The sequence below is a fragment of the Nocardia sp. NBC_00565 genome (assembly GCF_036345915.1).
Lineage (GTDB): Bacteria > Actinomycetota > Actinomycetes > Mycobacteriales > Mycobacteriaceae > Nocardia.
In genome coordinates this window covers 4,368,155-4,380,859 of sequence record NZ_CP107785.1, presented here as the reverse complement: position 1 = coordinate 4,380,859, position 12,705 = coordinate 4,368,155, and the positions used below count along the sequence as shown (strand labels likewise).

Sequence of the window (12,705 nt, the reverse complement as noted above, 5' to 3'; positions counted from 1 at the left end):
CGTAGGTGAATTCGCTGTCGGCACACCAGGCCGGCCCGATTTGTCTCCGGCGGGATGTTCCGCGGGCTCGCGCTCGGGATGCCAGCTCGCCAACTGTGGTGAGGGTTCGCAGGGCCTCACGTCATGGCAGACTCCAGGACATCGGCCTTGTACTCAACAGTGCTGCGGTCACCGACCCGATCACGATGCCGATCGAGAGGCCCTGGACTCCCGCCCGCAAAGCCGTCGCCCGCCGTGAGACCGCGTTCACCCCCGAGCCGCGATCCGCGAGTGGCTCGTCGGTATCTCCGAAGCCTGCCGCTGACCTGCTGGGGTCGGTCGCGATGTGACTGCCGTCCAGGAGCCGGTGCTCCTGTCGCCCTACTCCGCGGTGAGCTCCGCCAACTGCTCGGCGGCGGTGGTATTGCCTTGTTCGGCAAGTCGACGCAACTCGTCCAGGTTGTCCTGTTCGGTCGCCAGCTCGATCAGCTGATCGGTCGCGGTGGCATTGCCGCTGTCGGCGAGTCGTCGCAGTTCGTCCAGGTCGCCGCGTTCGGAGGCGAGTTCGATCAGTTGGTCGGCCGCATCGGTACTTCCGCAGTCGGCGAGTCGGCGCAACTCGCCCAGGTCGCCGCGTTCGGTAGCGAGCCCGATGAGTTGGTCAGTCGCGTCGGCGTTGCCGCTGTCGGCGAGTCGTCGTAGTTCGTCCAGGTCGCCGCGCTCGGTAGCGAGCCCGATCAGCTCGTCGACCGCCTCGGGATCGCCGTTCTCGGCTCGCTCTCGCAGGTCGGACAGCTCGGATTCGGTCATGACGCGCAACCCCTCCTCTGACGTCGGCGATATCCGGAATCTACCGGATTGATCAGCGGGAGCCTGGCACCTCGTCACGCAACCGCGGATCCGCGCGGACAATGGCCGGAATCAGCGCGATCGGCGGCAACTAAGATCGCGTACTTGTGCCTGCGGATATAGAAATGGTCGACATCCGGCCAGGATCGGTGACGCTGTCGGATCGGCGGACTCAGCGCGGTTGGCAGGTCGAGGTGGGTGCGTATCGGATGGCGGCGTTTTCGGTCACGCAGCCGCAGTATCAAACCGTGACCGACGCGCGGCCGAGCGCGACCCGCGGTGATCGGCTGCCGGTCGAGGGGGTTTCGTGGTTCGACGCGATTCGGTTCTGCAACGAGATGTCGTTGCGTGCGGGTTTACCGCCCGCGTATCGCGTGGATGACGATGAAGTCGAGTGGGACACCGGTGCGGATGGGTACCGGCTGCCGACCGAGGCCGAGTGGGAGTACGGGTGTCGTGCGGGCACCACAGGGCCGCGATATGGCGAGCTCGATGAGATCGCTTGGTATCGAGGCAATTCCGAGGGCCGAAGCCATCCGGTCGGCGGCAAACGGCCCAATGCGTGGGGGCTGTACGACATGCTCGGCAACGTCTGGGATTGGTGCTGGGACATCTACGACGCCGAGGTGTACGGGTCGTATCGGGTATTGCGCGGGGGTGGGTGGTCCGACGAGAAGTGGAGCTGCCGGGCCTCGGTGCGGCGGCGCAGCCATCCGACCTACCGCATCGATGACGTCGGGTTCCGTGTCGCGCGGTCGATATTGCCCTGAGCAGCTCGATCTTGTGTCGGATACCGAGGCACCCGATTCACGATTTTCCTGCGGATCGAACAGAATGATTGATATGTTCCGCCAACGGGCAAGACGGAACCGGCTTCGACGAGGATGCAGTTCAGTGTTCGATTGGGATCTGCTGCGCAGTACATCCGGCATGCATGTGCTGATGCAATTGGCGCAGGAACGCGGAATGACGCCACCGGAGTGTCTCGCGGGTACGGCGCTGCTACCCGAGGCGGTGATCGGTCCCGATGCCGAGGTCACCGCGCGCCAAGAGGTGCGCGTGGTGCGGAATCTGCTCGCGCGATTCGGTGACGAGTCCGGATTGGGTGTCGAGGCGGGGAACCTCTACCACGTCTCGCTGTACGGACCATGGGGTCTGGCACTGCTGAGCAGCCACACGGTGCGCGAGGTGATCGAAGTTTCACTGCGCTATGTCGAGCGCGCCTTCGTCTTCGGCCGACTGACCTTCGTGCCGGGCGCGACCGAATCACGACTGGTCTTCGATGACTCGGAGATTCCGGAGGATGTGCGCCCGTTCCTCACCGAACGCGTCATCACCGGTATCCAGACCATCGGGCGGGAACGGTTCGCCGCCGGGGTGTCTGCGACCCGTGTCGGCTTCCGCCACCCCGCCCCGGCCGATACGACGCGCTACCGCACCGTCTTCGGCGTGGAGCCGGTTTTCGGCGCGACGGTCAACGAATTGGCATTCGACAGCGCCTACCTCGATGCCGCGCTGCCACGGGCCAACGAATGGGCGCGCGGGACCTGCGAACAACTGTGCCGCGATCTGCTCACCGCCCGCCGCGCCCGTACCGGTGTCGCCGGTTCGGCGCGCGATCTGCTGGTGCGCAATCCGGGCGAGATTCCGGATCAAATCGCTGTCGCCGCAGCACTTTTCATGAGCCCGCGGACCCTGTCGCGGCGGCTGCGCGAGGAGGGCACGTCCTTCCGCGACCTGCTCGACGAGGTGCGCGAGATGATGTCGGAGGAGCTGCTCGGCCACACCGATATGACCACCGAGCAGGTGGCCGCGCGCCTGGGTTATGCCGAGGCGGCGTCGTTCATCCGGGCGTTCCGGCGGTGGAAAGACTGTCCGCCGCAGGAGTTCCGGGCGCGCGCCGGGCGAGCGGTCGCGCCGACCCGATCCGGGGTCCGGGCGCATCTCATCGGCGCGGGCTGAATCGGCGACTTGCCCGCCGGAACGGGCGGCGGTCGGCGCACCGGCGCCGCGATCACGGAATTGCTCCGCGCCGCCACTATCGGATGCGCCCGCCACGCGTCCGAATCCGTCGCATCGGGGCGGATCGGTGTCGGATTGCGGCGTCCGGTGTCGGATTCCTCGGCTGATTCGGGTCGGCGGCGCAGGGTGGAGCCATGACATACGACATCCACGCCATCCACCACACCGGCATTCTCACCCGTGATCTCGACGGGTTGGAGCGCACGTATCGGTCGTTCGGATTCACGTTGAGTCCGCGCTCGCGGCATATGCTCGCGGAGCGGCCCGGTGCGCCGTTGCAAGCGGGCGGCACCGCGAACCTGTGCGCGCTGTTCGGCGGGTCCTATATCGAACTGCTCGGCATCGTCGACGAATCGGCGCCCGATCCCTGGCATGCCAAGGCGATGGCCGATCAGTACGAGGGGTTCCGGCTGCTCAATCTCGATTCCGATGATGCGGCCGCGTTCGCCGAAGCCATGACCGCAGCCGGCTTGTCCGTCTCCGGTGTGCTCGACCTCGAGCGCGACGTCGACACCGAGGAAGGCATGCGGACCATGCGGGCCCATGCAGTGCACTTCGACCCGCGCGCGACGCCCGAGGGATACCTCGGTATCGCCCAGCACCTCACCCGTGAATATGTACATCAGCCGCGCTATCTCGACCATCCGAATGGCGCACGCGGTGTCATCGCGGTCCTGATCGTGGCCGCCGATGCGGATATCGACGCGATCACCGACCGATACGCTCGGATTCTGAAGACCGAGCCGGTGCAGGCTGGTCCACTTGTCGTGCTCGCGCACAAGGATGTGCGCCTGGAGTTCGTCCGTGCCTCGGCTGCGGCGGACGTGCTGCCCGGTGAAGACGCCCCCGCGCCATCGTATTTGGCCGCCATGACGATCCAGGTCGACGATGTCGCTGCCGCACGCACGATGATCGAGACCGGTGGTACCCCGACCAGGACCACCGACGCCGGGTTCTTCGTCTCGGCGCGCGATGCGTACGGGGCCGGGCTGTTCTTCGCGGCGCGATGATCGTCGAGACGACCACCGGGCGGGTCCGGGGTGCCGCGGTCGGGGAGGTCACCGCTTTCCGCGGGATCCCGTATGCGCGAGCGCAACGATTCGCGCCGCCGCGACCCACGCTGCCCTGGTCGGGTGTTCGGGATGCGCTAGCGCCCGGTCCGGCTGCGCCGCAGCCGCCGTCTCGGCTGGAAAATGTGATGGGGCCCTTCGAGATACGGCAGTCCGAAGACTGTCTGTCGCTGAACATCTGGGCACCGCGGGGCAGCGGTCATCCCGTACTGATCTTCGTGCACGGCGGTGGCTTCAGCAGTGGTTCGGGCGGTCTCGCGTGCTACGACGGGGCCGAGTTGGCGGCGCGCGGTGACCTTGTCGTGGTCACCGTCAACTATCGGCTCGGCGCGCTCGGATTCCTCCGGCTGCCGGGTGTGAGCGACGGCAATATGGGCCTGCTGGACCAACTTTCGGCGCTGCGCTGGGTGCGTGACAATATCGCCGCGTTCGGAGGTGATCCGGAGAACGTGACCGTAGCCGGACAATCCGCGGGGGCGATGTCGATCCTGGCGCTGCTGTCCGGGCAGTCTGCGCGCGGGCTGTTCCACCGGGCGATCCTGCAGAGTACACCGGCCGGAATGCGCCCGGACGGACCCGATGAGGCGGCGCGCACCGGCGCAATGCTGTTGCGGGAGTTGGGTATCGAGCCCGGCGCGGCTTGCGGGCTCACCGACGTGCCCGTCGCCGACCTGCTGGCGGCTCAGGTCGGGGTTGCGCGCCGGAAGCCCCCGAGTCCGGTGCCGCCGTTCCAATTGGTTACCGACACGCTGGTCGCACCCGATCCGGTGGCAACAGTCGGTGCGCGCGGCGCGGACGGTGTGCGGATCCTCATCGGCACCACCCACGACGAGGCGGCGGCATTCTTCCCCGATGACCGGACCACCGCCGAAGCGATCACGGTGCAGATGTTCACCGAACCCACCCGACGGTTGGCGCGCCTGCTCACCGCCCATGCGGCACCGCCCTGGCTGTACAGCTTCGACTGGTATCCCGCCGACAGCCCCTTCCGCGCCTGCCATTGCATCGAATTGCCTTTCGTACTAGGCAATTCCGCGGCCTGGCGGCACGCGCCGATGCTACGCGGCCAGCACCCGTCGGATCTGGTCGACGAGGTCCGCGACAGCTGGATCGGCTTCGCCCGCACCGGCGGTCCCGGCTGGCCGCGCGGTACGACGCATCGCTTCACACAAGCTGTTGCGCCGGTGGAACTTTCGAAAGGATAACGATGTCGTCGACTGTTACGGTGCGCGCGGGCGTCAAGGCCGACCTGGTCGGGCTGTCGCAGACCCTGGCCCTGGCCTTCCACGAGGATCCGGTGATGACCTGGCTCTGGCCCGATGCCGAGAAGCGAGCCACCGGTGTGGCGCGCCTGTTCTCGGCGCTGACCCACTTCCACCACCTTTCCGGTGGCGGTGTGCAGGTGGCGGTGGACGATGCGGGTGTGATCGGCGGTGCGGCACTGTGGGATCCGCCCGGACGCTGGCGGCATTCGCTGTGGTCCGATGTGTGCATGCTGCCCGCCCTGATCCGGGCGTTCGGTTCGCGGATCAGGGTGGGCAAGAGTGTTACCGACACTCTCGCACGCCACCATCTCGCCGAACCGCACTGGTATCTCGCGACAATCGGGACCGATCCGCGCACTCGCGGCACCGGATTCGGACGGGAATTGATGCATTCGCGTCTCGAACTCTGTGACGCCCAACAGATTCCGGCTTATCTGGAATCCACCGCTCCCGATAATGTCCCCTACTACGAGCGGTTCGGATTCGTCGTGACGGGCGAGATCAGCTTGCCGGATGGCGGTCCGACGCTGTGGGCGATGCGGCGGGGACCGGTGCGTCCCGTTTGACGATGCGGGTGATCGGCGCGGTATCGACGCGTTCGATACCGGGCAGTGCGCCGATGCGGTCGACGACGTAATCGAATACCGCGTCGGCATCGCGGCAGACCACGATGGCGACGATATTGTGCGGTCCCGTCGTCGCGCCGACAAAGGCCGCCTCGGGATCATCGACGAGTGTCCGCGCCACCTCGGCCAGCCGCGTTGGGGCGACGTTCAGCCAGAGCATGCACTGGAACGAGTACCCGAGCAGTGCGGCTTCGATCTCCACGTCGAAGCGCACCAGCCCGGATCGGCGCAGTTCGTCCAGCCTGCGGCGGACCGCGGATTCCGACCAGCCGATGGCACCGGCGAGGTGTGGGTAGGCCGTGCGGCCGTCGGCCGCCAGTTGCGGGAGCATGCGGCGATCCAGATCGGTCAGGGTGACCGGCTCGGATACCCGCGGCTGCGGCGAACGCAGTGCCGCGACCTGCTCGGCGGTCAGCGCCGAGGTTCGGCCCTGCCAGCGGCGCAGCATCAGGTGCCGGAGCAGTCGATGCGCGCCGACGTCGCCGACGGCCGGATGGCGGGCCAACGCAGGCAGTGGCGCCGGACTCTCGCCGACTGTCCGGAAGATGCCGGCGATTTCGGAGCCACTGGACAGTACGGAGACCCACGCGGTATCCGGGCGCGCGGCGAGTACGTGCGCCAGCGCATCGGCGGCGTCGGGCCGAACACGCAGGCGGACAACCCATTCCGCATAGCCGATGCGCCGCGGATCGGGCACCCCGGTCACCCGGACCACACCTGCGGCGCGCAGCCGCGAGAACCGCCGGGCCACGGTCCGATCCGAGGTCCCGAGCACCTCGGCGATGCTGCTGAAGGCAGCGCGCCCGTCCACCTGGAGTGCGTGCAGCAGCCCCAGGTCGATCGCATCCAGGTCCAGCGCTGCCATCACACCAGAATACGGCGGGCAACCTCGGGATCGCTGCTGAGCCGATGCTGCGCGCGGGCGGTGTGAAGGGCGGTGTCTATCAGCCGAAACGGTTGGGAGACACGTTGTAGCCTTGGACTCCCACCGCGCGAAGAGGAGACGATCATGCCCGACGTCCGTGAAGTGTGGCAGAGCCGAGCCTGGGGGACTCTCGGTGCGCCGGTGTACGACTTCGTTCTGGACCACCCCGAGGTGGCGCGGCCTGCCGGACAGGTGCTGTGGGGCTGCGACACTCGTCGGATGTACGCGGCGATGGATATCGTCAACCAGCTGCCGCAGGGTGCGGCGCTACTGGATCTGCCGGTGGGCGGCGGGGTGACGCTGCGCCGCCTCGAACCCGGTCGACAGATCCGCTATGTCGCGGCCGATATCTCCGAAGACCAGCTGGATGCGGCGCGCCGCGCGGCCGAACGCGCCGGGTTGTCCGGCATCGAATACGTGCGCGCGGACGTTGTCGATCTGCCCTTCGCCGACGGTGAGTTCGACGTGGTGGTCAGCTTCGCCGGGCTGCACTGCATGCCCGACCCGAGCGCCGCGATCGCCTCCCTCGCGCGAGTGCTCGCGCCGGGTGGGCGGTTGATCGGCAGCTGTGTGGCGCGCGGTGTGAATCGGCGGTTCGACCTGCACATCCGGGCGATGCGGGCGATGGGTGTGTTCGGGCCGTCCGGCACGGTCGAGGACCTGTCGCGCTGGTTCGCCGACGCGGGTCTGCGGGTGGTGGAGTTGGCATGTAATGGCGCGCTCGCGCAATTCACCGTCGTGAAAGACTAGCTTGCGCAGCTGCACTCGCGCCGGCATCGCGTCGATTAGCGTGAACCCGTGCGCAGGCAAACGTGCTTCATCGCGGTCCGGCTCGCAGGATGCCGAATCGGCCCCGGCTCCCGGTCCGGTGCGCGTCCGGTCGTGCGCGGTTGGGTAACCACCGTCGCGACCGCCGCTGTCATATCCGGCGTAGCGGGACCGGCGCCGGCCGATCCGGTCGCCTCCGACATCGTCACCGTCGAGACCGGTCGGTTGCGCGGCGTCACGGCCACCGATCACCGCATGTTCGCGGGAATTCCCTACGCCGCGCCGCCGGTCGGTGAATTGCGTTGGCGGCCACCGGCTCCGGCGGCTTCCTGGTCGGGTGTGCGCGACGCCGCCCGGGCCGGGCCGAGCTGTCCGCAGGACACCGGCGTCTTCGGCACGCTCGGCGCCAACCCGACGAAGTCGGAAGACTGTCTGTACCTGAATGTTTCGACTCCGCGCACCCCGCCAGCGGACGCCCGCCCGCTGCCGGTCCTGGTCTGGATCCACGGCGGCAGCCTCACCACCGGCTCCGGCGACATCTATGGCCCAGGTCCGCTGATCGCCCAGGGTGACGGCGATATCGTCGTCGTCACGCTCAACTACCGACTCGGCGCGCTCGGCTTCCTCGCCGCCTCCGCGCTCGACGACGGTTCCGGGCCGGGCAATTACGGCTACCTCGATCAACAGGCGGCGTTGCGCTGGGTGCGGCGGAATATCGCGGCCTTCGGCGGTGACCCGGAACAGGTGACCCTGGCGGGCGAATCCGCGGGCGCGGCATCGGTGTGTACCCAGCTGGCCGCGCCGAGTTCGCGCGGGTTGTTCCGGGCGGCGATCAGACAGAGCGGGCTGTGCACCAGCGGCGCGTCCGTCGCGAAGGCGAAGGCGGACGGCGACGCGTACGCCGAGCGTCTGGGCTGCGCCGGACCCGAGACCGCGGCCTGCCTGCGTGGCCTGCCGGTCGAAACACTGGTGGACGATGCGGTTATCACGACGGTCTTCGGCGGAGAGTTCTTGCCGACCAGTCCACAGGCGGCGCTACGTGCGGGCACGCTCACCGCGGTACCCACCTTCGTCGGCGCGAACAATGACGAGATGGCATTGTGGGTGTACCTGGAATACGGTGTGCCGCTGGGCAAGCCGCTGATCGCGGCCGAATACCGGGATGCGCTGGCCGCCGCCATGCCCGATCTGACGCCGGAACAAATCGACGAGATCGAGCAGGCATATCCGGCCGCCGCCTATCCGCAGCCCGCGCTTGCCCTGTCCCGCGCGTGGACCGACCGCACCCTGACCGCGCTCACCGTCGAGTACGCTGCGCTCGGCCCGCGCAACCCCACCTACACCTATTCCTTCGACGACCCGGCCCCATTGGCTCCGCCGAATATCTTCCCGCTCGGTGCTTATCATGCCAGCGAGCTGCCATCCCTGTGGAGCCTGCGTGACCTCGGCTGGCTCTACGGCGCGGTCATGAGTCCGGACCAACAGCGTCTCGCCACCGAAATGCGAAGGTACTGGACCCGATTCGCGATCGACGGCCGTCCGTCCCCAGCGGGTCTCGAGCCGATTCCCGCTTACGACCCGGCCGCACCCTTGGTCATGTCGTTGCGGCCCACCGGAAATCGGCTCACCGACTCCTATGCCGCCGACCACCGAGCCGATTTCTGGTCGGACCTGCTGCCGCGTTGACGCGATCTCGATGCGCGGGTCCCGGTGGGCCCGCGCATCGCGACGGCTTTCGCCGCGTCAGATCTTGCGGATAACCGTGACCACCTTGCCGAGGATCCGGGCGTCGTTACCCGCGATCGGCTCGAACAAGGGGTTGTGCGGCAGCAGCCAGACGTCCTTGCCGGTGCGTTTGAACGTCTTCACCGTCGCCTCGCCCTCGATCATCGCGGCCACGATATCGCCGTTGTCGGCGACATTCTGCTGGCGCACGACCACCCAGTCGCCGTCACAGATCGCGGCATCGATCATCGATTCACCGACCACCTTGAGCAGGAACAGCGAACCGTCCCCGACCAATTCGCGCGGCAGCGGGAAAACGTCCTCCACCGCCTGCTCGGCCAGGATCGGACCACCGGCGGCGATCCGGCCCAGGACGGGCACGAAAGTCGGTATGGGCCGACCGGTGTCGACATCCTCGACGGTCTGCAGGCTGGTCACCGCGCGGACCGCCTCGTCGAGGCCGCGAACATCCACGGCCCGTGGGCGATTCGGATCGCGGCGGAGATAGCCCTTGCGCTCGAGCGAACGCAATTGGTGGGCGACCGACGAGGTGGAGGTCAGGCCGACCGCGTCGCCGATCTCGCGGATGCTCGGCGGATAGCCGCGCTCGCTCACCGAGGTGCGGATGACCTCCAGGACCTTGCGCTGACGCACGGTGAGCTCCGCCCCGGTTCCGGACGGGTCGGTGCCTACTCCGCTCTCGTCGCCCGTGTCGTCTGTGTGGCTCACCGCAACCGCCCTTTCCTGTCGTTGATTTCGTCTACCGAATCTAGTCCGGTAACGCCGATGTATCAAACATCTGTTCGAGGCATGTCGGCGTTTTCTGCTGACTTTGTCGGTGGAGCGTGGTAGAAATCGAACACAAGTTCTTCGAACACTTGATCGAACAGCTACCCCCATCGTCTCGCGACATACCTGATCACCCCCACTAACACCCCTTCACGGAGGTTTGTCCGATGAGCACAGCGATCAGCGATATCAGTACCGACCTCCAGGCCGACGTCGACCTCGGTTTCGAGTCCGTCCCGCGCATTCGGCGCCCGCGCCGCGGCGGGGTTCGTGCCCTCGACGCGGCCCGGGCCGCGTCGGATCGGCGGCCGCGCGACGGTAGGCCCGGCGGCGCCGTGGTGCTGTCCGACCACGGTCCTGTTCGAGCGCACGGGCTACGACAGGCGCAGGGCCCGCATCCGATGGCGCGGGTCGAACGGGCGCAGGTCGGATTCGCGGTGCTCGCGGTGGCCGCACTATTGAGCGCGCTGGTGGTGACGGCGTTGATCGGGTTGGCGCATTGGCGCGCCGGAACTTTCGGGGGTGAGACGTCGCCGTCCGTGCCCGCCGTCGTCGAGCAGCAGTCGATTCCGGACGGCGCCGGAATCGGTGTGCCGCAGTAGGTTGCCCAAAGTCGGTGTGGCGGATGGCGACCGGTCGATCCGCCACGAAGCGTGGCCGAAATTGTCGATTGCAAACTAGAACATGTTGTTACTGTGCCTGAAAACGTGACCTAGGCAACTCTGCCCACGAACGATTTCGGGACACCACGCAATGACGCATCGCACCACCGCCGGACCCGCCGTCCGTGTTCTCGCCCGGATCGCCGGGTTGCTCGCCTGTCTTGTCTTCGGCCTCACCATGATTCCGGCCGCACACGCGGCGCCCGCCTACGAGTCATTTCTGGATCTGCCCGCGCTCAACGGCGACGGTGCGGGCGGCGGCGGTCTGAATCCGGCCCTCCCACTGGACGAATCGACACTGCGCGACGCGCTCGACCAGGCCAGAGCCGACGGGGTGGTGCCGAGCCGATACGCCACACTGCTGCACCAGTATTGGCTGGTGGTCTCGACCCGCAATGCCGATATCGACCTCGCGGCCTGGGATCCGGTGCTCGGCGTGCGCGCCAACCAGCGCACGTTCAGTCAGGTTTACGTCAATTACTTCCGACTGGCCAACCAGCATCAGGAGTACTGGTGGGCGGGCCTGGCCGGGATCGCGGGCGGCTCCTTCGCCTCGGGCTTCTTCGACCTCAGCGATATCGGCATGGTGCTCGACGTGCCGGGCATCCATCAGCTCGGCAATGCGGTCGCCGACCTGTTGCGCGGTACCCCACCGGAATTGGTGGCCGGGGTGCCCGCCGATATCCGGCTGCTGGCGACCGATGGTTCGCGGCTCAGCGCCGAGGACGTCGCCTGGTACCAGACCCGGCTGATGATCATGCAGAAGCACATCTTCACCGACCTGGTCCCGATGCACGAGGCCTACGCCGCGCTCGGGATGGCCGGAATTGACGAGATGTACGCGGCCGGGGTTATCGATGCCGATATCCGCACGGCATGGCAGTCGATCGATTCCCATACCCGCGAGGGTTATGTGGATGCGCTGATTCGGATGACCGATCGCGAACAGAACCGCGTCATCGCCGATCAATGGGATGTCACCGCCGCGGGTCGCGGCACGATGGGCCGGGTGCTGACCTATGTGAGTACGGTGGCGGGTAAACCCGCCGTCCCCGGGGTCCTGGCGCCCGGCGTCTTCGCGCCCGCCACCGTCAGCGGCGATATCGCCGGGCGCACCGTATCGCTGCGCACCCCGCTGCCGAACTTCAACTGGGCCGACCGCGACACCCGCTGGACCTACATCACGGGCGACCTGGTGCTGCGCCATATCGATATGGAGAGCAACCGGCCCTTCGCCGAGGCGGTGCTCGGCGAATCCTTCTGGAACAAGCTCGCGCACGGCCGGATGATCGCGCGCATCCCCGAATTGATCGCCGATCTCACCGCGCAATGGCAGCTCGGATAATCGCGTGCCGACGAGGTAGTTGGGACGTGTGAGACGGCTGGTGACCCCACCCGGGTATCCTTGAACCGGATATGGACAGATAGGTCTAGACCCCTGTACACGTGCTCGCCGGATCGGACCAGGCGAACCGGATACCGATTCGGACGCGAGCGCGCGCATCGACGAAGGATCTCTCGGATGCATTGCCCCTACTGCCGACACCCTGACTCGCGGGTGGTCGACTCGCGTGAGGCCGAGGAAGGCGCGGCCATCCGCCGTCGGCGTTCCTGCCCGCAGTGTGGGAGACGATTCACCACCGTCGAGACCGCGATCCTATCGGTGGTCAAACGCAGCGGCGTCACCGAACCGTTCAGCCGGGAAAAGGTCATCCGCGGCGTGCGCCGCGCCTGCCAGGGCCGCGAGGTCGCCGAGGACGCCCTGAACCTGCTGGCCCAGCAGGTCGAGGACGCGGTGCGGGCCAAGGGTTCGCCCGAGGTCCCCAGCCACGAGGTCGGCCTGGCCATCCTCGGCCCGCTGCGTGACCTGGACGAAGTCGCCTACCTGCGCTTCGCCTCGGTCTACCGCTCGTTCACCTCCGCCGACGACTTCGAACGCGAAATCGCCGACCTGCGCAAACACCGTGCGGAAGCCACGGTCGCGGCCGCCGCCGACTGACCCCTGGCGACGTCCGCTGAGCTGCG

General features: G+C 67.4%; 13 protein-coding genes. 10 read left to right on the top strand and 3 right to left on the bottom strand.

Annotated features, from left to right (window positions below):
• Nucleotides 1–360: 360 nt before the first annotated feature.
• Nucleotides 361–789: a hypothetical protein gene (locus tag OG874_RS20995; protein WP_330256819.1), complete on the bottom strand. Its 429-nt coding sequence runs from the start codon at nt 787–789 to the stop codon at nt 361–363.
• A 164-nt stretch (nt 790–953) separates the two neighbouring features.
• On the opposite strand from OG874_RS20995, the gene OG874_RS20990 reads away from it, so the two are divergent.
• The 5 genes from OG874_RS20990 to OG874_RS20970 all read left to right on the top strand — a co-directional run bounded on the left by OG874_RS20990 (nt 954) and on the right by OG874_RS20970 (nt 5,751).
• Nucleotides 954–1,598 carry a formylglycine-generating enzyme family protein gene (locus OG874_RS20990; RefSeq protein ID WP_330256818.1) on the top strand — a complete coding sequence of 215 codons (645 nt, stop codon included), beginning with the start codon at nt 954–956 and terminating at the stop codon, nt 1,596–1,598.
• A gap of 124 nt (nt 1,599–1,722) precedes the next feature.
• Nucleotides 1,723–2,790, top strand: a complete 1,068-nt coding sequence (locus OG874_RS20985; protein ID WP_330256817.1) for an AraC family transcriptional regulator — start codon at nt 1,723–1,725, stop codon at nt 2,788–2,790.
• Between the two features lie 194 nt (nt 2,791–2,984).
• On the top strand, nt 2,985–3,860 hold the full coding sequence (locus OG874_RS20980; RefSeq protein ID WP_330256816.1) for a VOC family protein: 876 nt from the start codon (nt 2,985–2,987) through the stop codon (nt 3,858–3,860).
• Complete coding sequence (locus tag OG874_RS20975; protein WP_330256815.1) at nt 3,857–5,125, top strand: carboxylesterase/lipase family protein; 1,269 nt, start codon at nt 3,857–3,859, stop codon at nt 5,123–5,125. Before OG874_RS20980 ends, OG874_RS20975 begins: the two co-directional genes overlap by 4 nt.
• 2 nt (nt 5,126–5,127) lie before the next feature.
• The gene (locus OG874_RS20970) at nt 5,128–5,751 is read left to right on the top strand and encodes a GNAT family N-acetyltransferase (RefSeq protein ID WP_330256814.1); all 624 of its coding nucleotides are present in this window, start codon (nt 5,128–5,130) and stop codon (nt 5,749–5,751) included.
• Here OG874_RS20970 and OG874_RS20965 read toward each other — a convergent pair.
• Entirely contained in the window at nt 5,687–6,676 is a 990-nt protein-coding gene (locus tag OG874_RS20965) for an Lrp/AsnC family transcriptional regulator (protein WP_330256813.1), read from the bottom strand. The genes OG874_RS20970 and OG874_RS20965 overlap by 65 nt on opposite strands.
• A gap of 144 nt (nt 6,677–6,820) precedes the next feature.
• On the opposite strand from OG874_RS20965, the gene OG874_RS20960 reads away from it, so the two are divergent.
• Nucleotides 6,821–7,486, top strand: a complete 666-nt coding sequence (locus tag OG874_RS20960) for a class I SAM-dependent methyltransferase (protein ID WP_330256812.1) — start codon at nt 6,821–6,823, stop codon at nt 7,484–7,486.
• Between the two features lie 48 nt (nt 7,487–7,534).
• A complete protein-coding gene (locus OG874_RS20955; RefSeq protein WP_330256811.1) occupies nt 7,535–9,190 on the top strand; it encodes a carboxylesterase/lipase family protein in 1,656 nt (551 codons plus the stop codon).
• A gap of 57 nt (nt 9,191–9,247) precedes the next feature.
• On the opposite strand, the gene lexA is transcribed toward OG874_RS20955, so the two are convergent.
• Nucleotides 9,248–9,958, bottom strand: a complete 711-nt coding sequence (gene lexA, locus OG874_RS20950) for a transcriptional repressor LexA (RefSeq protein WP_330256810.1) — start codon at nt 9,956–9,958, stop codon at nt 9,248–9,250.
• A 227-nt stretch (nt 9,959–10,185) separates the two neighbouring features.
• On the opposite strand from lexA, the gene OG874_RS20945 reads away from it, so the two are divergent.
• The 3 genes from OG874_RS20945 (at nt 10,186) to nrdR (ending at nt 12,679) form a co-directional block, all read left to right on the top strand.
• Nucleotides 10,186–10,620: a hypothetical protein gene (locus OG874_RS20945; protein ID WP_330256809.1), complete on the top strand. Its 435-nt coding sequence runs from the start codon at nt 10,186–10,188 to the stop codon at nt 10,618–10,620.
• A gap of 151 nt (nt 10,621–10,771) precedes the next feature.
• Entirely contained in the window at nt 10,772–12,025 is a 1,254-nt protein-coding gene (locus OG874_RS20940) for a hypothetical protein (RefSeq protein WP_330256808.1), read from the top strand.
• A 177-nt stretch (nt 12,026–12,202) separates the two neighbouring features.
• Complete coding sequence (gene nrdR / locus OG874_RS20935; RefSeq protein WP_330256807.1) at nt 12,203–12,679, top strand: transcriptional regulator NrdR; 477 nt, start codon at nt 12,203–12,205, stop codon at nt 12,677–12,679.
• Nucleotides 12,680–12,705 lie beyond the last annotated feature (26 nt).

Excerpts from the sequence above, each read along its gene's own strand:
- OG874_RS20995 (WP_330256819.1), bottom strand. The coding sequence starts at position 789 with ATGACCGAATCCGAGCTGTCCGACCTGCGAGAGCGAGCCGAGAACGGC.
- OG874_RS20990 (WP_330256818.1), top strand. The coding sequence starts at position 954 with ATGGTCGACATCCGGCCAGGATCGGTGACGCTGTCGGATCGGCGGACT.
- OG874_RS20980 (WP_330256816.1), top strand. The coding sequence starts at position 2,985 with ATGACATACGACATCCACGCCATCCACCACACCGGCATTCTCACCCGT.
- OG874_RS20975 (WP_330256815.1), top strand. The coding sequence starts at position 3,857 with ATGATCGTCGAGACGACCACCGGGCGGGTCCGGGGTGCCGCGGTCGGG.
- OG874_RS20970 (WP_330256814.1), top strand. The coding sequence starts at position 5,128 with ATGTCGTCGACTGTTACGGTGCGCGCGGGCGTCAAGGCCGACCTGGTC.
- OG874_RS20965 (WP_330256813.1), bottom strand. The coding sequence starts at position 6,676 with ATGGCAGCGCTGGACCTGGATGCGATCGACCTGGGGCTGCTGCACGCA.
- OG874_RS20960 (WP_330256812.1), top strand. The coding sequence starts at position 6,821 with ATGCCCGACGTCCGTGAAGTGTGGCAGAGCCGAGCCTGGGGGACTCTC.
- OG874_RS20945 (WP_330256809.1), top strand. The coding sequence starts at position 10,186 with ATGAGCACAGCGATCAGCGATATCAGTACCGACCTCCAGGCCGACGTC.
- OG874_RS20940 (WP_330256808.1), top strand. The coding sequence starts at position 10,772 with ATGACGCATCGCACCACCGCCGGACCCGCCGTCCGTGTTCTCGCCCGG.
- nrdR (WP_330256807.1), top strand. The coding sequence starts at position 12,203 with ATGCATTGCCCCTACTGCCGACACCCTGACTCGCGGGTGGTCGACTCG.